Here is an 18,029-nt window from a genome sequence, read left to right on the forward strand (position 1 = left end):
CCCCCCCCCCCCCCCCCCCCCCCCCCCCCCCCCCCCCCCCCCCCCCCCCCCCCCCCCCCCCCCCCCCCCCCCCCCCCGCCCCTCCGGGGGCGACGGCTGCGGAGGGGCGCGCCCTTCGGGCGGCGCGGTGCGGAGTCCGGGTTTCAGGGACCAGAGGTGGTGGCGGACCTCGGTGGTCAGGAGTGGAAGCGGACCTCGTCACCGGGGGCCAGGTGGGCCAGGTGGTCGAGGGAGGCCGAAGTGACGACGGCGAGGACGGGGTAGCCGCCCGTTGTCGGGTGGTCGGGGCCGAAGAGGACGGGGAGGCCTGAGGGCGGGAGCTGGATCGAGCCGTGGACCAGGGCCTCGCTGGGGAGCTCGGGGGCGTCGCCCGTGGGGAGGGGGGTGCCGGTGAGGCGGAGGCCGATGCGGTCGGCGGAGGGGCTCAGGTGCCAGGGGCCGGTGAGCAGGCGCTGCCACGTGCCGGGGGGCAGGAGGTCGAGGCGGGGGCCGGGGTGCACGCGCAGGACCGGGTCTCGGCGCGGGTCGAAGGGCCACCAGTCGGGGAGGAGGACCTCGCCGGCGGGGGTGCCGAACGCGAGCAGGTCGCCGCGGCGAAGGGGAGCCGGGCCGAGGGCGGAGAGGGTGTCGCGGGAGCGGGAGCCGAGGACGGGTGGCGCGGCGATGCCGCCGCGGACGCCGAGGGTGCGGCGCAGGCCCGCCGTCAGACGGCCGAGGGTCAGGAGCGAGCCCGCGGGGGCGAGCGTCGGCAGGACGCGGGCGAGGGCGGCGCCGTCGAGGGTCGCGGCTCCGGCGGCTCCGGTCAGGCTGATCCAGGCGGAGGTCTCGAAGCGGGCGGTGAAGCCGGCGCCGAGCAGTTCGAGCGCAGCCGCGTCCGGGGCGTTGCCGAGCAGGCGGTTCGCGAGGCGGAGAGCGCCGCGGTCCATCGCGCCGGAGCGTCCGACGCCGACGGCGGCGTGGCCGGGGCGGCCGTGGTCCTCGACGAGGGCGAGGGGGCCGGGGTCGAGGATGCGCAGGCTCACGGCAGCGCCCGGAAGCGGACCTCGTCGCCGGGGGCGAGCAGGGCGGGCGGCAGGCGCTCGATGTCCCAGAGCTCCGCGTCGGTCGAGCCGATCAGCTGCCAGCCGCCGGGGGAGGGGCGCGGGTAGACGCCGGAGTAGCCGGCCGCGAGGGCGACCGCGCCGGCGGGGACGCGGGTGCGCGGCTCGGCGCGGCGGGCGACCTCCGGCCAGGGGGCGAGCGCGACGAGGTAGGCGAAGCCGGGGGCGAACCCGCCGAAGGCCGCGCGCCACGGGGTCGCCGTGTGGCGGCGGATCAGCTCGGCGGGCGTCCAGCCCAGGGCGTCCGCCGCCTCGGCGAGGTCGACGCCGTCGTAGCGGACGGCGATCTCGTGCCGGCGGCCGACGGTGCCCGGCCCGTTCGGCTCCGTCGCCTCCGCGGTCCGCAGGATCCACGGGGACGCCGTCGCGACCGGCAGCGACTCGTCCAGCACGACGAGGACCGTCCGCGCGGCGGGGACGAGGTCGAGGACGCCTGCGGGCCGGGAGCGGTCGAGCGCCGCCGCGAGGGCGAGCGCCTCGTCGAGGCCGTCGACCTCGACCAGCACGGCGCGGTCGCCGGAGGGCAGCAGCCGCACCGGGATCACGGGGCGGCGCTCGCCAGAGCGACGCCCGCCTCGGAGAGGGCCGCGCGCACCGCCTCCGCCATCGCGACGGCGCCGGGGGTGTCGCCGTGCACGCAGAGGGAGTCGACGTCGAGCTGCAGGTCCTCGCCCGAGGCGGCCGTCACGGCGCCCTCGAGGACCATCCGCACGGCCCGGGCGGCGACGACCGCCGGGTCGGTCAGCAGGTCGCCCGGCTCGCCGCGGGGCACCAGCGTGCCGTCGGCGCGGTAGCCGCGGTCGACGAACGCCTCGCGCAGGAACGACAGGCCGGCGCTCGCCGCCGCGCGCTCGACGGCGGAGCACCCGAGGCCGAGCAGGGGCAGTGCGGGAGCGGTGTCCCGGACGGCGGCGACCACCGCCTCCGCCTGCCGCTCGTCGTGCACGATGCGGTTGTAGAGGGCCCCGTGCGGCTTGACGTAGCGCACCTCGGTGCCCGCGGCTCGCGCGATCGCCTGCAGGGCGCCGAGCTGGTAGACGACGTCGGCGTGCAGCTCGGCCGGGTCGACGGGGAGGTCGCGGCGGCCGAAGCCGGCGAGGTCGCGGTACGCGACGTGGGCGCCGATCGCCACGCCGCGCTCGGCGGCGGTGCGGCAGGTGGCGAGCATGATCGAGGGGTCGCCGGCGTGGAAGCCGCAGGCGATGTTCGCGCTCGTGACGAGCCGGAGCATCGCGTCGTCGTCGCCGAGCGACCACACGCCGAAGCCCTCGCCGAGGTCGGCGTTCAGATCGATCGTCCTCCGCATCCTCCGAGCCTACGGGCGGCGTCCAGCCGGGGCTCGCTAGCGTGGGCAGACGCGCTCGCGTTCCCACCCCCTCCCGACCACCGCTCGAGCGCGCCCCCACGAAGGAGAAAACATGCTGACCGTCAACGCCTACGCCGCCCCCTCCGCCACCGAGCCGCTCGTCCCCACCACGATCGAGCGCCGCGACGTTGGAGCGCACGACGTGCTCATCGAGATCGCCTACGCGGGCATCTGCCACTCCGACATCCACACCGTCCGCGGCGAATGGGGCCCCGTCCAGTACCCCCTCACCGTCGGCCACGAGATCGTCGGCGTCGTCGCCGAGGTCGGCTCCGAGGTGTCCAAGCACAAGGTCGGCGACCGCGTCGGCGTCGGCTGCATGGTCAACTCCTGCCGCGAGTGCGAGAACTGCCTCGCCGGCGAGGAGCAGTACTGCCTGAAGGGCAACACCGGCACCTACGCCTCCGTCGACCGCGACGGCACCGTCACCCAGGGCGGCTACTCCACGCACGTCGTGGTCGTCGAGGACTTCGTGCTCCGCGTCCCGGAGTCGATCCCCTACGAGGCCGCCGCGCCGCTGCTCTGCGCCGGCATCACCACCTACTCGCCGCTCTCGCACTGGGAGGCGGGCCCCGGCAAGCGGGTCGCCGTCGTCGGTCTCGGCGGGCTCGGCCACATGGCCGTCAAGTTCGCGCACGCGATGGGCGCCGAGGTCACCGTGCTCTCGCAGTCGCTGAGCAAGAAGGAGGACGGCCTCCGTCTGGGCGCCGACCACTACTACGCGACGAAGGACGAGGAGACGTTCTCCACGCTCAAGAACACCTTCGACATCATCATCAACACGGTCAGCGCGCCGCTCGACCTGGACGCCTACCTCGGCCTCCTGCGCCGCAACGGCACGATGGTGAACGTCGGCGCTCCGGCCGAGGCGCTGCCGCTGCACGTCTTCACCCTGTTCGCCGCGCGCCGCTCCTTCGCGGGCTCGGGCATCGGCGGCATCCGCGAGACCCAGGAGATGCTCGACTTCTGCGCGGAGAAGGGCATCGCGAGCGAGGTCGAGGTCGTCTCGGCGTCGCAGATCAACGAGGCCTACGAGCGCGTGCTCGCCTCGGACGTGCGGTACCGCTTCGTCATCGACATCGCGACGCTCACGGAGTAGCGGTGCCACCGGCCGCGGGGTCGGCTACGGTCGTTCGCATGAGCGAGCGCAGCCACCCCGCGGTCGACCGTGTCCTGGCGGATCTCGAAGTGCACGGGGTGCGGCCGCCGGTCCGCTGGCTCGACGAGGCGGCGTCGACGGCGGCGCTCGCCGCGGCCGCCCTCGGCATCGAGGTCGGCCAGATCGCGAACTCGCTGGTCTTCCTTCTGGACGGGTCGCCGCTGCTGGTCCTCACCAGCGGCGCGCACCGCGTGGACACCGACTGGCTGGGCGCCGAGCTGGGCGGGGAGATCACCCGCGCCTCGGCCGCGGTCGTCAAGGCTGCGACGGGCCAGACCATCGGCGGCGTCGCGCCGGTCGGTCACCCAACCCCGCTGCCCACCGTGGTCGACTCCGCCCTGGCCGAGTTCGACACCGTCTGGGCGGCCGCCGGCCACGCCCACACCGTCTACCCGACCAGCGCCGCGGAGCTCGTCCGCGTCACCGGAGGCGCTCTGCGCTCGGTCGTCCCGCCGGCGCCGGCCCAGTAGGCCGCTGTTCGAGCAGCCCGCCCCTCATGCTGTTCGGGCAGCCCGCTCCGCGGGCGTATCGAGCGGCGAAGAAAGGACGCGCCGCGCCCCCTCTCATGCTGGTCGAGTAGCCCCGCAGGGGCGTATCGAGACCCACCGCCCTCGACAGGGCGGGTCTGCAGACTCGCGTTCTGACGGTGGTGGATCTCGATACGCCCGCTCCGCGGGCTACTCGATCAGCATGGTTCGCCCATGCCTACCGGTGATCTCTCCTAGGAGATCGGAGGGTCAGCGGACGCGGCCCGCGCCGTCGGCCGCGGTCACGAGGAACAGCTCGGGGGTGCGGAAGCCCTTGTCGGCGAAGGCGGCGAGGACCGCCGCGCGGACCTCCTCCTCCTTCTCGACGGGGGTGAGCGCGATGGCGGAGCCGCCGAAGCCGCCGCCCGTCATCCGCGCACCGATCGCGCCGGCGCCGCGGGAGGCCTCGACGGCGGTGTCGAGCTCCGGGATCGAGATCTCGAAGTCGTCGCGGAGCGAGACGTGGCCGGCGTCGAGGAGCTCGCCGATCGCGCGCGGCCCCTGCTCGCGGAGGGTGCGGACGGTGGTGAGGACGCGGGCGTCCTCGGTCACCACGTGCTTCACCCGGCGGTAGGTCACGTCGTCGAGGAGCTCCTCGGCGCCCGGCAGGTCGTCCACCGACAGCTCGCGCAGCGACTCGACGCCCAGCGTCGAGGCACCGAGCTCGCAGGACGCACGACGCTCGGCGTAGCCGCCGGTAGCGTGCGCGTGCTCGACCCGGGTGTCGATGACGAGGAGCACCAGCCCGGCCTCCTCGAAGCCGAGCGGCACGACCTCGGTGTCCAGGCTCCGGCAGTCGAGGAAGACGGCCGCGTCGCGCTCGCCGAACAGCGAGGCGGACTCGTCCATGATCCCGGTCGGCGCGCCGACGGCCACGTTCTCGGCGCGACGGCCCACGCGGGCGAGCGTCGCCCGGTCGAGCCCGAGCTCCCAGAGCTCGTTCAGCGCCACGGCCATCGCGCACATCAGCGCGGCCGAGCTGGAGAGCCCCGCGCCGACCGGCACGTCCGAATCGACGAACGCGTCGAAGCCCGAGCGCGCGCCGAGGTCGACGCCGTACTCGGTGAGCGCCCAGACGACACCGAGCGGGTAGGCCGACCAGCCGTCGAGCGCGTCCGGCCCGAGGTCGTCCAGCGAGATCTCGACGTGCTCGGGGGAGAAGGCGCTCGAGATCCGGACGACCCGGTCCTCCCTCGGCGCGACGGCCATCGCGGTGGCGCGGTCGATGGCGAACGGGAAGACGAAGCCGTCGTTGTAGTCGGTGTGCTCGCCGATCAGGTTGACCCGGCCGGGGCCGGCCCAGACGCCGACGGCCGGGTGGCCGTAGGCGCGCTCGAAGTCCTGCGCGGCGCGCTCGGCGACGGCGTCGAGGGAGGCGGAGGTGGTCATCGGGTCTCCTCGGGGGTGGTGTCGGCGGCGGGGAGCGACGCGTCGGGGTTCGCGGCCGTCTCGGCGGCCAGGGTGGCGGCGTCGGCGCGCTCGATCGCCTCGCGCAGGGCGGCGGCGCTCGTCTCGGGGGCGATGTCGCCGATCCAGGCGCCCATCGCCGCCTCACTGCCCGCCAGGTACTTGAGCTTGGTGGCGGCGCGGCGCGGCGACGTGATCTGCAGCATGAGCCGCACCTCGTCGCGCCGCTCGTGCACCGGCGCCTGATGCCAGGCGGAGATGTAGGGGGTGGGCGAGTCGTAGAACGCGTCGATCCCGCGCAGGAGCCGCTGGTAGACCACGGCGAGCTCGTCGCGCTCCTCGGGCGTCGTCTCGCTGATGTCGGCGACGTGGCGGTGCGGCAGCACGTGCACCTCGATGGGCCAGCGCGCGGCGAAGGGCACGAAGGCGGTCCAGTGCTCGCCGCGGACGAGCACGCGCTCGCCGGCCTGCTCGAAGGCGAGGATGTCGGCGAACATCCCGGGGCCGTAGGCGTCGAGCGACGCGAGCAGCCGCGTCGTCCGCGGGGTGACGTACGGGTAGGAGTAGATCTGGCCGTGCGGGTGGTGAAGGGTGACGCCGATCGCCTCTCCGCGGTTCTCGAACGGGAAGACCTGCTGCACCCCGGGCAGAGCCGACAGTGCGGCGACGCGGTCGGCCCACGCCTCCACGACGGTGCGGGCCCGCGAGGCGGAGAGGGTCGCGAACGAGCCCTCGTGCTCGGGGCTGAAGCAGACGACCTCGCAGCGGCCGACGCTCGTCAGGGTCCGGCCGAGGCCGAGCGTGCGGAGGTCCTCGAGGGACGCGGGCGCGTCCTCGTCCTCGAGCAGCGGTCCGAAGGACGGCGAGCGGTTCTCGAAGACGGCGACGTCGTAGACGCTCGGCACCTCCGACGGGTTCGTCGGCGAGGCGGGAGCGAGCGGGTCGAGCTCGGCCGGCGGGAGGAAGACGCGGTTCTGCCGGGAGGCGGCGATCGACACCCACTCCCCGGTGAGGACGTCCTGGCGCATGCGCGCGGTCGCGGGGCGGGGATCGAGCTCGCGGGCGTCCGCCGAGCGCTCGGGAGGGAGGGACGTGTCCGCGTCATCGAAGTAGATGAGGTCGCGGCCGTCGGCGAGGACGTGCGGGCGCTTGACGACGCCGGCGGAGAGGGGGATCGCTTCGTTCATGGCACCGCCCACGATAGACCGCGACCTTCGGAAAGGAAAGCGCGGTTTCTCTTTGACAAGTCGATGGCGCGAAGGACACGATGGAGCGATGAGGACGGACGGGGAGCAGGAGAGCCGCTCGGCGCTCGAGCGCCGCTTCGAGATGCGGCTGCTCGCCGAGAAGCAGGGCTTCGTCTCCGTCGCGGACCTCTCCGACCGCCTCGGCGTCTCCGTCGTCACCGTCCGCTCCGACCTCGATCGGCTCGCGGGCGAGGGGACCGTCCAGCGCGTCCGCGGGGGAGCCGTGCCGACCGGCGAGCGCTCGGGGGAGCGCTCGTTCGAGGAGGGCCTCGCCGCCGCCTCCGACGAGAAGGCCGCGATCGGCCGCGAGGCCGCCGCCTCGGTCGTCTCCGGCGAGAGCGTGATCCTCGACGTCGGCACCACGACGCTCGCGATCGCCCACGCGCTCGTGGCCCGCGACGACCTCCGCGACGTCACCGTCGTCACCAACGGCCTCAGCGTCGCCCTCGCGCTCGAGCCCGCCATCCCGCGCTTCACCGTCGTCGTCACCGGCGGCACCCTGCGCCCGCTGCAGCACTCCCTCGTCGAGCCGCTCGCCTCCGAGGTGCTCGAGCGGATCCGCGCCGACGTCGTCTTCGTCGGCTGCACGGGCGTCCATCCCGAGGCGGGCGTGACCAACGTGAACCTGCCCGAGGCGACGCTCAAGCGCCGCATGCTGCACGCGGCCACCCGCCGCGTCGCGGTCGCCGACTCGAGCAAGCTCGGCGTCGTCGACCTCGGCCGGGTCGCCGGCACCGAGGAGTTCGACCGCCTGCTCACCGGCGCGGCCGCGGGCGACGCCGTCGTGGGGCGGCTCGAGGCGGCGGGCCTCGCCGTCACCCGCTGCGGCACGCTCCGGCCCGGTCCGCAGGCCGACGGCGGTGCCGGTCCGTAGGATTCAGGGATGGCCGACTTCACTCCCGCCCCCGCAACCGGGCGCCAGTTCGCCCTCGACCTCACCGCCGAGGGACGCACCCTGCACGCCGTCGTCACGGAGGTGGCCGCAGGGCTGCGCCACCTCTCCGTCGACGGCGTCGAGATCACCGCCGGATACCCCGAGACCGTCGTCCCGCCGTTCGGCTCGGGCATCGTCCTGATGCCCTGGCCCAACCGCGTGAAGGACGGCCGCTGGCACCACGCCGGCCGCACCCAGCAGCTCGACATCACCGAGCCCAAGTACCACAACGCGATCCACGGCCTGCTGCGCAGCGCCTCCTACCGCGTCGTCGAGCAGGGCCCGTCCTTCGTCGAGCTCGCCGCGCCCGTCGTCCCGCAGGCCGGCTACCCGTTCCACCTCGAGACCACGGTCCGCTACGAGCTGCAGGCCGACGGCCTGAAGGTCGTGCACCGCGTCGTCAACGTCGGAGCCGACGAGGCACCCGTCGCGATCGGCACGCACCCGTTCCTCGCGATCGGCGACGTCCCGACCGACGAGCTCGAGATCACGGTCGACGCGGCCCTGCACATCGAGGTCGACGAGCGGCTCAACCCCAACGGTCAGAGCCCGGTCGACGGCACCGAGTGGGACCTCCGCCGCGGCCGCCGGATCGGCGAGCTCGAGCTCGACGACGCCTGGGCCGACGTCACGATCGTCGACGGCGAGAGCGTCCACGGCCTCCGCGCCGACGACGGCCGACGCGTGCTGCTCTGGGCCGACGCCTCGCACAACTTCATCCAGGTCTTCATCACCCGGATCTTCCCTGACGGCGACGACGTCAAGACCGCCATCGCGGTCGAGCCGATGACCGCGCCCGCCGAGGCGCTCAACTCCGGTCAGGGCCTGCGCTGGCTCGAGCCGGGCGAGGAGTGGAGCGTCGCCTGGGGCATCCGCCACGAGGGCTTCCCCGCCTCGTCATGACGACGAGCAGCACGAGCGCCGTCAGCACCTCCGCCGGCGGCACCTCCGCCGGGCGCGACGACGAGGCGAAGCGCGCCGCCCTCGTCGCGATGAAGCGGCTCGCCACCGGGCTGCTGGTGCTGATGGCGATCGTGTTCGCCGTGTCCTTCGCCCTCCAGGACCGCTACCCCTGGCTCCAGTGGGTGCGCGCGGCGAGCGAGGGCGGCATGGTCGGCGCGCTCGCGGACTGGTTCGCGGTGACGGCGCTCTTCCGGCGGCCGCTCGGGCTGCCGATCCCGCACACGGCGATCATCCCGACCAAGAAGGACGAGATCGGCGCGAGCCTCGCGCAGTTCGTCGAGGAGAACTTCCTCCGCGGCGCGATCGTCCGCGAGAAGCTCGATTCCTTCGGCATCGCCCGCCGTGCCGGGCTCTGGCTCGCCGAGCCCGAGAACGCGCACCGCGTGGGCGGCGAGAGCGCGGCGGCGGTCCGCTCCGCGATCGCGCTGCTCGACGACTCCGACGTGCAGCGCGTGATCGAGGCGCTCGCCCGGCGCCACCTGCTCGACCCGCAGTGGGGCCCGCCGCTGGGCTCGCTCGTCGGCAGCGTCGTCGAGGCGGGGCACCACCGCCGACTCGTGGACACGCTGGTCGAGCAGGCCGAGGCCTGGCTGATCGCGAATCCCGAGAGCTTCACGAGGATGGTCAGCGGCCGGCTCCCGAGCTGGCTGCCCTCCGCGGTCAGCCGGGCGGTCGACGAGCGGCTCTACCGCGAGGCGCTCGTCCTCGTCGAGACGATCCGCGACGACCAGGGGCACCCGTTCCGGATCGCGGTGGACGGCTACCTCGCGACGCTCGCGAAGGACCTCGGCAGCGACCCCGACCTGATCATGCGCGTCGAGGAGATCAAGAACCGCGCCTTCGACAGCCCCCGGGTGCGCGAGCTGGCCGGGGACGCCTGGGAGTCGACGAAGTCGTCGCTGCTCGGCGCGATGGACGACCCCGAGAGCCCGCTGCGCGCGAGCATCGAGTCGATCGTCGTCGACCTCGGCCGCCGGCTCTCGACCGATCAGGCGCTCGCCTCGACCGTCGACACCTGGATCGGCACCGTCGCGGCGAACCTCGTCGACCGCTACCGGGGCGACATCGCCAGCATCATCGGCGAGACGATCGGCCGCTGGGACCCGCAGGAGACCTCCGAGAAGCTCGAGCTGCAGGTCGGCAAGGACCTGCAGTTCATCCGGATCAACGGCACCGTCGTCGGCTCGCTGGCCGGCCTGGTGATCTTCACCGTCGCCCACGCTCTCCTCGGCTCCTGACGCGGGACGCCGGCCGCATCCTGCGCGCGACCGGAACGGGTCGCCCGGGCCCGCTCCGCAAGCCCTCGCCGGTGTCGGTGGTCGGGCGTACGGTCGCAGCATGAGCGACGACATCCCCAACACCACCGATCCCGACGTCAAGACCGAGGGCGACGTCCTCGGCGCCCGTGCCGATGACGGCAGCGACACCAGCGCCAGCAAGGACCCGTCCGACTGGGTCACCGGCGACGAGCCGATGACCGGCCCGCAGCGCAGCTACCTCGACACCCTCGCCCGCGAGGCCGGCGAGACCCTCCCCGCCGACATCACGAAGGCGGAGGCGTCCGAGCACATCGATCGCCTGCAGTCCGCGACCGGCCGCGGCGACGGCAGCAAGTAGCCTCCCGCCCCACTCGCACCCGGGCGCACGACGGCTGAGCATTGCTGCCGTCGTGCGCCCCCGTGTCGGGGCCGTCAGGACGCGCCGACCCTCTCTAGGGTCACGGGCATGGCGATGTCCCGGACCACGCAGACGGCTCTCGATCTCATCGACGCGGTACGGATCCCGGAGGGGATCGACCCGCGTCTCGCCCGCCAGGTCTCGCTCTCGCTGAGGCTCCTCCTCGAATCCGACAGCTTCGGTCCGAGCGACCGGACGCTGCGCCGCCGCTCCCGCAGGCTGCGCGCCGGTCGACTGGTCTGACGGCCCTGGCAGGAGCGCCTGCGTGACCTCGCAGGGGGCAGACAGCGCGCGCGCAGCGGTCTATAATTCGGGTCATCCGGTCCGCCGGACGCCCGCGGGGCCGAGCACGGGGACGACGTCGTTCCACGAGCCGGGCCCGCCGTCCGCTCGCACGACGAGCGACCGCTCCCTGCCGACGCTCAGCGCCGACGCCGTCTCAATGAGGAGACCGTCATGCCGTCCTTCCGCTCCACCCTGCTCGCCCTCGCCGCCTCCGTCGCCCTCGTGGGCGCCGCCGCCACCCCCGCCCTCGCCGATCACAACGCCGGGGCCAACCTCGACGGCTACGCCTCGACCGACATCTCGTCGAACGGCTCCTGCTACTACGGCGCCCTGCTGCCCGCCGCGCCCGGCTACAGCCTCCAGACGAAGGACTACCGCTTCGTCCGGTCCGGGACGTCGCTGACGCTCGTCTGCGTCTTCACCGGCATCCCCGCCTTCGTGCCCGCCGACGACACGGTCACCGGTGACGACTACACGGCGCCGACGCGGCTCACCCGGTACGTCTCCCTCGGCTCGTGCCTCCCGCCCGGCGTCGACTCCGCCTCCGAGCTCTACCCGGACTACGAGCGCGAGGTGCCGAGGGTCGACGCGGTCACCTACTCCTACCGCTCGACCACCACGATGGTCTGCCACTGGCGCGTCGACCCCACGCGCTGACCCGCAGGGGCGGCCGGCGGTGTCCCCTTCCGCCGGTCGCCCCGCCCCCGCGGCCGCCGCTGCTGATCGCTCAGCCGCCATCGCAGGGCGAGGAGGAGACCGAGGTTCAGAGGGAGGTGGGTCTCGATACGCCCCTGTGGGGCTACTCGACCCGCAAGATCTGCGGTCTGTCTTCCAGTCGACCCGACTCTCGAGCAGCCCCTCCCCGCCACCGATCCCTGTTGGTCGAGTAGCCGCCGCCGACGACGTACCGAGACCCCCCGCCGATCGAGCAGCTCCACCAGGCGCCCCGCCACCACCCCGCCCCGACAGGACACACCCGATGACCCACCGCCTCCAGCCCCACCAGAGCACGACCGTCCGCCTGGTCCGCTGGTTCCGCACCGTGGACGGCTGGCAGTCCGAGATCGTCCGCGGCCGCCTCCTCGAGCACCACGACGGCGTCTGGCGCCTGGTCTCGTTCGAGGACGGCGAGGAGCGCGAGTACCCCGACGCCGCCTGGTCCCTCTGCCACGAGTGATCTCGGCCGACGTCGGGAGGGGTGTCGAGCGCTGCTGCTCCGCCATGTCCACCGGCGCGCGTCACGCGGCGGTCGTGCTCGGGGGGCGGCGGGAGGAGTGGGCCCCGTCGGGCTCGAACCGACGACCCGCGGATTAAAAGTCCGCTGCTCTGCCAACTGAGCTAGAGGCCCGCGGCATCCAGGGTAGCGCCCCCGCGCGCCCGGACCGGTGTCGGGCATACCTGCCCAGGCGCAGGCGTTACCCTCCTCGAACCCCCACGAAGCAGGACGCGTCCGCGCGTCCCGCCCGACCGCGGAAGGCGGCCCCATGACAGACGGCTTCCACAAGCCGACCAAGTTCCCCTCCCGCGTCTTCGAGGCGTTCCAGGGCGGGGAGGACCCGGCGCAGATCAGCCGGGTCGCCCACGAGACGGCGATCGCACTGCTCAGCCGGGTGCGCGAGGACCCGGATCCGGTGGTCATCGACCGCCTGGTCGAGTACACCGACCACAACGGCATCGACGCGCTCGCCGAGCTGTGGGCCCGCTCCAGCCCGTCCAGCCTCCCCGGCGCCCTCTGGCGCATCTACCTGCTGCGGCTCGTCATCCGGCAGGACCCGGAGAGCACGAGCTTCCTCTACCAGCGCGGGGTCGAGCTCTCGGCGACCATCGACCCGGTCGTCGCCGGCGCGGTCACGCCGACCGGACCGACCGAGATCACCGAGCTGGCCGACCGCATCCTCCGCGGAGTGTTCGACGGCGACTTCGCCGTCGCCCTCGACCGCGCCGCGGCCTTCTGCCGGGTGAGCGCCTCCGGTGCCGCCTCGGTGGCCGACGACGTCGAGCTGATCGACGGACCGCGGGCGAGCCAGCTGACCACCCGCGCCCTCCGGCTCTCGACCACCGCGGCCGAGCTGGTGAGCTGCGCACGCCTCTGGCGCAGCGACTCGCTCGAGTAGGAGCGGACTCCGCTACCCGATCGCGGCGCCGTGCGGCACCCCGCGTTCTCGCTCCGCGAACGCCCCTCGCGGGCCTGCGGGGGACAGCCGGTACACTGGTCGGAGCCGGATCGCAGTAACCCCGGGCTCCACTTATAGCCGCTTCGAGCGGCCTCGCGCCGAGAGGCGTTTCTGCGATCCGGCCCCTTCTCCTCTCGACAGCATCCCCAGCGGATCCCGGCGGCGAGCGAGGGCCCAGTGGCGGGCGGTCCGAGGCGCGAGTCCTCCCCTCCCGGCAGAGTCCCCGACAGACAGGCGACATCCGGAATGAAGAACCGCAGGGCACTCCGGATCGGCGCGCGATGGTGGGCCGGGATCGCCCTCCTGGTGATCGCCGTCCTCCTCTTCCTCTCCGCCCCGGGCGTGGACGACGAGATCGGCGCCCTCCTCGGCAACGGCGTCGTCTTCTCGCAGGGCGCGCTGATGCGCACGCTCGCCGTGCTCGACACGGCCGCCGCGCTCTGGGTGCTCGTCCGTCCGCGCAGCTCCGCCGGTCTGACCGCGGCCCTCGTCGCCGTGATCGGACTGTGGCTCGCCCCGCGGATGGGCGCCGCGGCGCTGGTCGACCTGGGCGGCTTCGCTCTCGACGTCCGCTTCGTCGTCCTCCCCCTCGAAGTGTCGGTCGTGATAGCGGGACTCGCCGTGACAGCCTTCTGGATGACCCGGAATCTGAAGTCCCGGGCACGAGCAGGGCAGGGCGCATGAGCGACGACACCACCGCCGAGGGCACCGCCCCCGACCTCGGCGCTCTCCTCGAGCGGATCGCCGCGGGCGAGCAGGCCGCGTTCTCGCAGCTCTACGACCTCGTCGCCTCGCGCGTCCTCGGACTGATCACGCGGGTCCTGGTCGACCGCGCCCAGTCGGAGGAGGTGGCCCAGGAGGTCTTCCTCGAGATCTGGCAAACCGCTGGACGCTTCGCTCCGAATAAGGGAAGTGCGACGACCTGGATCCTCACGATGGCACACCGCAGGGCCATCGATCGGGTTCGCGCGGCCCAAGCGGGCCGTGATCGGGACGTCCGCATAGGAATCCGCGACCTCGGTCGCGACTACGACCAGGTCGCCGAGCAGGCGGAGGTGTCCCTCGAGCACGAGAAGGTCACCGCCGCCCTGGAGCGGCTGACCGAGCTCCAGCGGCAAGCGCTGCAGCTCGCGTACTACGGCGGCTACTCGCACAGCGAGATCGCCGGGATCCTGAACTGCCCCGTCGGTACCATAAAAACGCGCCTGCGCGACGGGATGATACGACTGAGAGAAGAGATGGGGGTGGCCCTGTGAACGACGTGCAACTCCCCGAAGATCCGCGCGAACTCGCAGCAGGACACGCACTCGGCATCCTCACCCCGGACGAGACCGCCCGGTACGAGAGATTCCTGGACGAGAATCCGGAGGCGCGCGGCGAGGCCGACGCGTTCTCGACCGTGGCCGACGCGCTGGCCGCCGACGCTCCGGCGGTCGCACCGTCGCCGGCCCTCAAGGCCGATCTGATGGCGCTGATCGCGACCACGCCCCAGCTGCCCCGCGACGACACCTCCGATGCTCCGGCCGAGGACCTCGCCGACCGGCGCGAAGCAGTCCCGACCCTGCACGCCGTCGAGCCCTCCGCGGCCGCCGCGAGCGGGCCGTCGGCCGTTGCGCCGTCCGCCACCGCGACCTCCGGCCGTCACGGCGCCGAGGCCCGCGCCCGCGGACGCTGGTTCACCCGCCCCGCCGTCTACCTCTCCGCCGCCGCCGCCGCGGCCGTCATCGTGGTCGGGGGAGTGGCGCTCCCGCCGCTGCTCACGCCCGATGCCGGGCAGAGCCAGCAGCTGACCGCGCTCGAGCAGATCCGCAGCGCTCCCGACGTGCAGGAGACGGCCGGAGCCGTCGCGACCGGCGAGACCGCGACCCTGGTCTGGTCGGCCTCGCTCGGCCGCTCGGCCCTCGTCGTCGACGACCTCGCGCCCCTGCCCGACGACAAGACCTACGAGCTCTGGTACATCGGCTCGTCCGGCCCGGTCTCGGCCGGGACGTTCGACGGGGGTGACGGCCGCACGGTCGCACCGCTCGAGGGCACGCTCGCCGAGGGCGCCGTCGTCGCGGTGACCGTCGAGGACGCGGGCGGCTCCGAGGCGCCGACCACCGACCCGATCCTGGCCATCGCGACCGCCTGACACCGCCACAGCACCCGGTACAGAAGAGCCGCACTCCCCGAGGGGTGCGGCTCTTCTGCGCTCCCCACCCGGGAACGCGGACTGCAGACGGCTCTCACGGGCTCCGGACAGCAGAAGAGCCGCACCCCCGGGGGAGTGCGGCTCTCGTGCGTGCGGTCGGAGACTCAGCCGAAGCGGCCCGAGACGTAGTCCTCGGTCGCCTGGACGGACGGCCGCGAGAAGATCGTGGCGGTGTCGTCGTACTCGATGAGCTTGCCGGGCTTGCCGGTGCCCGCGATGTTGAAGAACGCGGTGCGGTCCGAGACGCGCGAGGCCTGCTGCATGTTGTGGGTCACGATCACGATCGTGTACTCGTTCTTGAGCTCCTCGATCAGGTCCTCGATCGCGAGGGTCGAGATCGGGTCGAGGGCCGAGCACGGCTCGTCCATCAGCAGCACGTCGGGGGAGACGGCGATGGCGCGGGCGATGCAGAGCCGCTGCTGCTGACCGCCGGAGAGGCCGGAGCCGGGCTTCTCGAGCCGGTCCTTGACCTCGTTCCAGAGGTTCGCGCCCTGCAGCGACTTCTCGACGAGGTCGTCCGCGTCGGACTTCGAGATACGGCGGTTGTTGAGCTTGACGCCGGCCAGCACGTTGTCGCGGATGGACATCGTCGGGAACGGGTTGGGGCGCTGGAAGACCATGCCCACCTGGCGGCGCACGAGCACCGGGTCGACGCCCGGGCCGTAGAGGTTGTTGCCGTCGATCAGCACCTCGCCGTCGACGTAGGCGCCCGGGATGACCTCGTGCATGCGGTTGAGCGTGCGGAGGAAGGTCGACTTGCCGCAGCCGGAGGGGCCGATGAACGCCGTGACGGTGCGGGGCTCGATGGTGAGACCGACTCCCTCGACCGCGAGGAACTTGCTGTAGTAGACGTTGAGGTCGTTGACTTCGATGCGCTTGGACAACGGAGATCCTTAGGGTTAGCGGCCGAGCTTGGGGGCGAAGATGCGCGCGACCAGGCGAGCGAGCAGGTTGAGCAGCATGACGATCAGGATGAGGACCAGCGCGCCGGTCCAGGCCCGATCGATGTAGGCGGCCGCGTCGGCCCCCTGGTCGGCGTACTGGCGGAACACGTAGACCGGGAGGGTCATCATCCGGTCGTCGAACGGGTTGTAGTTCATCGACTGGGTGAACCCGGCGACGATGAGCAGCGGGGCGGTCTCGCCGATGACTCGGGCGATCGAGAGCATGACGCCCGTGACGATGCCGGCGATCGAGGTCGGCAGGACGATCTTCACGACGGTCAGCCACTTCGGCACGCCGAGGGCGAAGGACGCCTCGCGCAGCTCGTTCGGGACCAGGCGCAGCATCTCCTCGGTGGAGCGCACGACGACCGGGATCATCAGCACCGACAGCGCGATCGCGCCGCCGAAGCCCATCCGGATGCCGTCGCCGAAGAGGAGCACCAGCAGGGCGTAGGCGAAGAGGCCGGCGACGATCGAGGGGATGCCGGTCATCACGTCGACGAAGAAGGTGATGCCGCGGGCGAGCGCGCCCCGGCCGTATTCGACGAGGTAGATGGCCGTCATCAGGCCGATCGGGATCGAGATGACCGCGGCCAGCGCCGTGATGATCAGCGTGCCCACGATCGCGTGCAGCGCTCCGCCGCCCTCGCCGACGACGTTGCGCATCGAGGAGGTGAAGAAGAGGAGGTCGAAGCGCGCGGCGCCCGCGGTGATCGCGGTGTACATCAGCGAGATCAGCGGGATCAGCGCGACGACGAACGCGGCGGTGACCAGGGTGGTGACGACCCGGTCCGTCGCGCGGCGGGGGCCCTCGACCAGGCGGGCGAGGACGAAGACGGCGACCGTGTAGAGCACGGCGCCGAAGAAGACGGTGCCGACCACGTCGAAGCCCTGGGTGGTGCCGGTGACGGCGAGGAGGGCGTAGACGAGCGCCATCACGGCGATGCTGCCGACCAGGAGGGCGACAGGCGCCCACTTGGGCAGCTGGCCGCTGGTGAGCGTGTTGACCGGCGCAGGGACCGCGTCCTCGACGCGGCGCTGGCGGGGCGGAGTCATCGTGACCATCAGTTCGCTCCCGAGAAGGCCTTGCGGCGGTTGATGATGTAGCGCGCGAGCATGTTGACGAGCAGCGTGATGACGAAGAGCATCAGGCCGGAGGCGACGAGCTCGTTGACCTTCAGGCCGTAGGCCTCGGGGAAGCTCAGCGCGATGTTCGCGGCGACGGTGTTCGAGTTCGTCGACTGCAGCAGCGCGAAGTTCACGACGAAGGACGGCGAGAGCACGATGGCGACCGCCATCGTCTCGCCGAGCGCGCGGCCGAGGCCGAGCATCGACGCGGAGATGATGCCGGGGCGGCCGAAGGGCAGGACCGCCGTGCGGACCATCTCCCAGCGGGTCGCGCCCAGGGCGAGCGCGGCCTCCTCGTGCAGCGTCGGCGTCTGGAGGAACACCTCGCGCGAGATCGCCGTGACGATCGGCAGGATCATGACCGCGAGCACGAGGGCGACGGTGAGGATCGTGCGGCCGGTGCCGGAGACCGGGCCGTTGAAGAGCGGGAACCAGCCGAAGGCGTCCGTGAGGAACGCGTAGAACGGCTGGACGAAGGGGGCGAGCACCGTGATGCCCCAGAGGCCGAAGACGACCGACGGCACGGCGGCCAGCAGGTCGATCACGTAGCCGAGGCCCTGCGCGAGCTTGCGCGGGGCGTAGTGCGAGATGAAGAGCGCGATCCCGATCGCGATGGGGACGGCGATTACCATCGCGAGCCCGGCGGCGTAGACGGTGCCGAACACGAGCGGGCCGACGTAGGACCAGAAGCCCGCTCCGCCGGAGATCGTGTCGGGGGACGCCGTGAGAGCCGGGATCGACTGGACGACCAGGAAGAGGGCGACGGCGGCGAGGATGACGAGGATCAGCGCGCCGGAGGCGACTGCCGTTCCGGAGAAGATCCGGTCTGCGGGCCGCTGCTTCGCCTTGATGGCGCCGACGGGCCGCTCTGCGGTGGTCATGTGGGTGTCCCTGCGTTCGGTGTGGGGGAGGGGGCCGAGCCGTGAC

Annotated in this window: 21 protein-coding genes and 1 tRNA gene; 13 read left to right on the top strand and 9 right to left on the bottom strand. The window is 72.9% G+C overall.

What is annotated here, in order from left to right:
• Positions 1-176: 176 nt before the first annotated feature.
• Genes MT351_RS17430 through MT351_RS17440 form a run of 3 tightly spaced genes read right to left on the bottom strand, consistent with a single transcriptional unit; the run spans position 177 to position 2,406 of the window.
• Positions 177-1,022, bottom strand: coding sequence for a biotin-dependent carboxyltransferase family protein (locus MT351_RS17430; RefSeq protein ID WP_207901638.1), 846 nt, complete (start codon positions 1,020-1,022; stop codon positions 177-179).
• Positions 1,019-1,645, bottom strand: a complete 627-nt coding sequence (locus MT351_RS17435) for an allophanate hydrolase subunit 1 (RefSeq protein ID WP_243582843.1) — start codon at positions 1,643-1,645, stop codon at positions 1,019-1,021. Before MT351_RS17435 ends, MT351_RS17430 begins: the two co-directional genes overlap by 4 nt.
• A complete protein-coding gene (locus MT351_RS17440; RefSeq protein WP_243582844.1) occupies positions 1,642-2,406 on the bottom strand; it encodes a LamB/YcsF family protein in 765 nt (254 codons plus the stop codon). Before MT351_RS17440 ends, MT351_RS17435 begins: the two co-directional genes overlap by 4 nt.
• 112 nt (positions 2,407-2,518) lie before the next feature.
• Here MT351_RS17440 and MT351_RS17445 point away from each other — a divergent pair, with 112 nt between their 5' ends.
• Together MT351_RS17445 and MT351_RS17450 are read left to right on the top strand one after the other, a co-directional pair.
• Complete coding sequence (locus MT351_RS17445; protein WP_123445129.1) at positions 2,519-3,565, top strand: NAD(P)-dependent alcohol dehydrogenase; 1,047 nt, start codon at positions 2,519-2,521, stop codon at positions 3,563-3,565.
• 38 nt (positions 3,566-3,603) lie between these two features.
• Positions 3,604-4,095, top strand: a complete 492-nt coding sequence (locus tag MT351_RS17450) for a YbaK/EbsC family protein (protein ID WP_132435996.1) — start codon at positions 3,604-3,606, stop codon at positions 4,093-4,095.
• Between the two features lie 267 nt (positions 4,096-4,362).
• On the opposite strand, the gene galK is transcribed toward MT351_RS17450, so the two are convergent.
• On the bottom strand, positions 4,363-5,541 hold the full coding sequence (galK, locus tag MT351_RS17455; protein WP_243582845.1) for a galactokinase: 1,179 nt from the start codon (positions 5,539-5,541) through the stop codon (positions 4,363-4,365).
• Positions 5,538-6,746 carry a galactose-1-phosphate uridylyltransferase gene (gene galT / locus MT351_RS17460; RefSeq protein WP_132435994.1) on the bottom strand — a complete coding sequence of 403 codons (1,209 nt, stop codon included), beginning with the start codon at positions 6,744-6,746 and terminating at the stop codon, positions 5,538-5,540. Before galT ends, galK begins: the two co-directional genes overlap by 4 nt.
• Before the next feature lie 88 nt (positions 6,747-6,834).
• On the opposite strand from galT, the gene MT351_RS17465 reads away from it, so the two are divergent.
• The 7 genes from MT351_RS17465 (at position 6,835) to MT351_RS17495 (ending at position 11,842) form a co-directional block, all read left to right on the top strand.
• Positions 6,835-7,680 (top strand): DeoR/GlpR family DNA-binding transcription regulator, encoded by an 846-nt coding sequence (locus MT351_RS17465; RefSeq protein ID WP_243582846.1) that lies wholly within the window; start codon positions 6,835-6,837, stop codon positions 7,678-7,680.
• Between the two features lie 9 nt (positions 7,681-7,689).
• Positions 7,690-8,643 (top strand): aldose 1-epimerase family protein, encoded by a 954-nt coding sequence (locus tag MT351_RS17470; RefSeq protein ID WP_243582847.1) that lies wholly within the window; start codon positions 7,690-7,692, stop codon positions 8,641-8,643.
• Positions 8,640-9,941, top strand: coding sequence for a DUF445 domain-containing protein (locus MT351_RS17475; RefSeq protein ID WP_132435992.1), 1,302 nt, complete (start codon positions 8,640-8,642; stop codon positions 9,939-9,941). The genes MT351_RS17470 and MT351_RS17475 overlap by 4 nt, the downstream gene beginning before the upstream one ends.
• A gap of 100 nt (positions 9,942-10,041) precedes the next feature.
• Positions 10,042-10,320, top strand: coding sequence for a DUF3072 domain-containing protein (locus MT351_RS17480; protein ID WP_123445134.1), 279 nt, complete (start codon positions 10,042-10,044; stop codon positions 10,318-10,320).
• A gap of 108 nt (positions 10,321-10,428) precedes the next feature.
• Entirely contained in the window at positions 10,429-10,623 is a 195-nt protein-coding gene (locus MT351_RS17485) for a hypothetical protein (protein WP_123445135.1), read from the top strand.
• 213 nt (positions 10,624-10,836) lie between these two features.
• On the top strand, positions 10,837-11,322 hold the full coding sequence (locus MT351_RS17490) for a hypothetical protein (RefSeq protein ID WP_123445136.1): 486 nt from the start codon (positions 10,837-10,839) through the stop codon (positions 11,320-11,322).
• Between the two features lie 322 nt (positions 11,323-11,644).
• Complete coding sequence (locus MT351_RS17495) at positions 11,645-11,842, top strand: hypothetical protein (protein ID WP_123735091.1); 198 nt, start codon at positions 11,645-11,647, stop codon at positions 11,840-11,842.
• 98 nt (positions 11,843-11,940) lie between these two features.
• On the opposite strand, the gene MT351_RS17500 is transcribed toward MT351_RS17495, so the two are convergent.
• Positions 11,941-12,013 (bottom strand) — tRNA-Lys (locus tag MT351_RS17500).
• 136 nt (positions 12,014-12,149) lie between these two features.
• On the opposite strand from MT351_RS17500, the gene MT351_RS17505 reads away from it, so the two are divergent.
• From MT351_RS17505 to MT351_RS17520, 4 genes are all read left to right on the top strand, one after another.
• Complete coding sequence (locus tag MT351_RS17505; RefSeq protein ID WP_132435971.1) at positions 12,150-12,779, top strand: DNA-directed RNA polymerase subunit beta; 630 nt, start codon at positions 12,150-12,152, stop codon at positions 12,777-12,779.
• A gap of 306 nt (positions 12,780-13,085) precedes the next feature.
• The gene (locus MT351_RS17510; RefSeq protein WP_123735092.1) at positions 13,086-13,523 is read left to right on the top strand and encodes a hypothetical protein; all 438 of its coding nucleotides are present in this window, start codon (positions 13,086-13,088) and stop codon (positions 13,521-13,523) included.
• Positions 13,520-14,095, top strand: a complete 576-nt coding sequence (gene sigK, locus MT351_RS17515) for an ECF RNA polymerase sigma factor SigK (protein WP_123445139.1) — start codon at positions 13,520-13,522, stop codon at positions 14,093-14,095. The genes MT351_RS17510 and sigK overlap by 4 nt, the downstream gene beginning before the upstream one ends.
• Before the next feature lie 5 nt (positions 14,096-14,100).
• Positions 14,101-14,970 (top strand): anti-sigma factor, encoded by an 870-nt coding sequence (locus tag MT351_RS17520; protein ID WP_132435970.1) that lies wholly within the window; start codon positions 14,101-14,103, stop codon positions 14,968-14,970.
• A gap of 164 nt (positions 14,971-15,134) precedes the next feature.
• Here MT351_RS17520 and pstB read toward each other — a convergent pair whose 3' ends face one another.
• Genes pstB through pstC form a run of 3 tightly spaced genes read right to left on the bottom strand, consistent with a single transcriptional unit; the run spans position 15,135 to position 17,983 of the window.
• Entirely contained in the window at positions 15,135-15,914 is a 780-nt protein-coding gene (gene pstB, locus MT351_RS17525) for a phosphate ABC transporter ATP-binding protein PstB (protein ID WP_132435969.1), read from the bottom strand.
• A gap of 15 nt (positions 15,915-15,929) precedes the next feature.
• Entirely contained in the window at positions 15,930-17,039 is a 1,110-nt protein-coding gene (pstA, locus tag MT351_RS17530; protein WP_374204787.1) for a phosphate ABC transporter permease PstA, read from the bottom strand.
• A complete protein-coding gene (gene pstC / locus MT351_RS17535) occupies positions 17,039-17,983 on the bottom strand; it encodes a phosphate ABC transporter permease subunit PstC (protein ID WP_123445142.1) in 945 nt (314 codons plus the stop codon). Before pstC ends, pstA begins: the two co-directional genes overlap by 1 nt.
• Between the last annotated feature and the right edge of the window lie 46 nt (positions 17,984-18,029).

Source organism: Rathayibacter sp. VKM Ac-2926, from assembly GCF_022815565.1.
In the GTDB taxonomy this organism is placed as follows: domain Bacteria; phylum Actinomycetota; class Actinomycetes; order Actinomycetales; family Microbacteriaceae; genus Rathayibacter; species Rathayibacter festucae.

Coding starts and splice junctions, on each gene's coding strand:
- MT351_RS17505 (WP_132435971.1), top strand. CDS start 12,150: ATGACAGACGGCTTCCACAAGCCGACCAAGTTCCCCTCCCGCGTCTTC.
- galK (WP_243582845.1), bottom strand. CDS start 5,541: ATGACCACCTCCGCCTCCCTCGACGCCGTCGCCGAGCGCGCCGCGCAG.
- MT351_RS17490 (WP_123445136.1), top strand. CDS start 10,837: ATGCCGTCCTTCCGCTCCACCCTGCTCGCCCTCGCCGCCTCCGTCGCC.
- sigK (WP_123445139.1), top strand. CDS start 13,520: ATGAGCGACGACACCACCGCCGAGGGCACCGCCCCCGACCTCGGCGCT.
- MT351_RS17510 (WP_123735092.1), top strand. CDS start 13,086: ATGAAGAACCGCAGGGCACTCCGGATCGGCGCGCGATGGTGGGCCGGG.
- galT (WP_132435994.1), bottom strand. CDS start 6,746: ATGAACGAAGCGATCCCCCTCTCCGCCGGCGTCGTCAAGCGCCCGCAC.
- pstC (WP_123445142.1), bottom strand. CDS start 17,983: ATGACCACCGCAGAGCGGCCCGTCGGCGCCATCAAGGCGAAGCAGCGG.
- MT351_RS17450 (WP_132435996.1), top strand. CDS start 3,604: ATGAGCGAGCGCAGCCACCCCGCGGTCGACCGTGTCCTGGCGGATCTC.
- MT351_RS17475 (WP_132435992.1), top strand. CDS start 8,640: ATGACGACGAGCAGCACGAGCGCCGTCAGCACCTCCGCCGGCGGCACC.
- MT351_RS17445 (WP_123445129.1), top strand. CDS start 2,519: ATGCTGACCGTCAACGCCTACGCCGCCCCCTCCGCCACCGAGCCGCTC.
- MT351_RS17480 (WP_123445134.1), top strand. CDS start 10,042: ATGAGCGACGACATCCCCAACACCACCGATCCCGACGTCAAGACCGAG.
- MT351_RS17440 (WP_243582844.1), bottom strand. CDS start 2,406: ATGCGGAGGACGATCGATCTGAACGCCGACCTCGGCGAGGGCTTCGGC.
- MT351_RS17465 (WP_243582846.1), top strand. CDS start 6,835: ATGAGGACGGACGGGGAGCAGGAGAGCCGCTCGGCGCTCGAGCGCCGC.
- MT351_RS17485 (WP_123445135.1), top strand. CDS start 10,429: ATGGCGATGTCCCGGACCACGCAGACGGCTCTCGATCTCATCGACGCG.
- MT351_RS17495 (WP_123735091.1), top strand. CDS start 11,645: ATGACCCACCGCCTCCAGCCCCACCAGAGCACGACCGTCCGCCTGGTC.
- pstA (WP_374204787.1), bottom strand. CDS start 17,039: ATGGTCACGATGACTCCGCCCCGCCAGCGCCGCGTCGAGGACGCGGTC.
- MT351_RS17470 (WP_243582847.1), top strand. CDS start 7,690: ATGGCCGACTTCACTCCCGCCCCCGCAACCGGGCGCCAGTTCGCCCTC.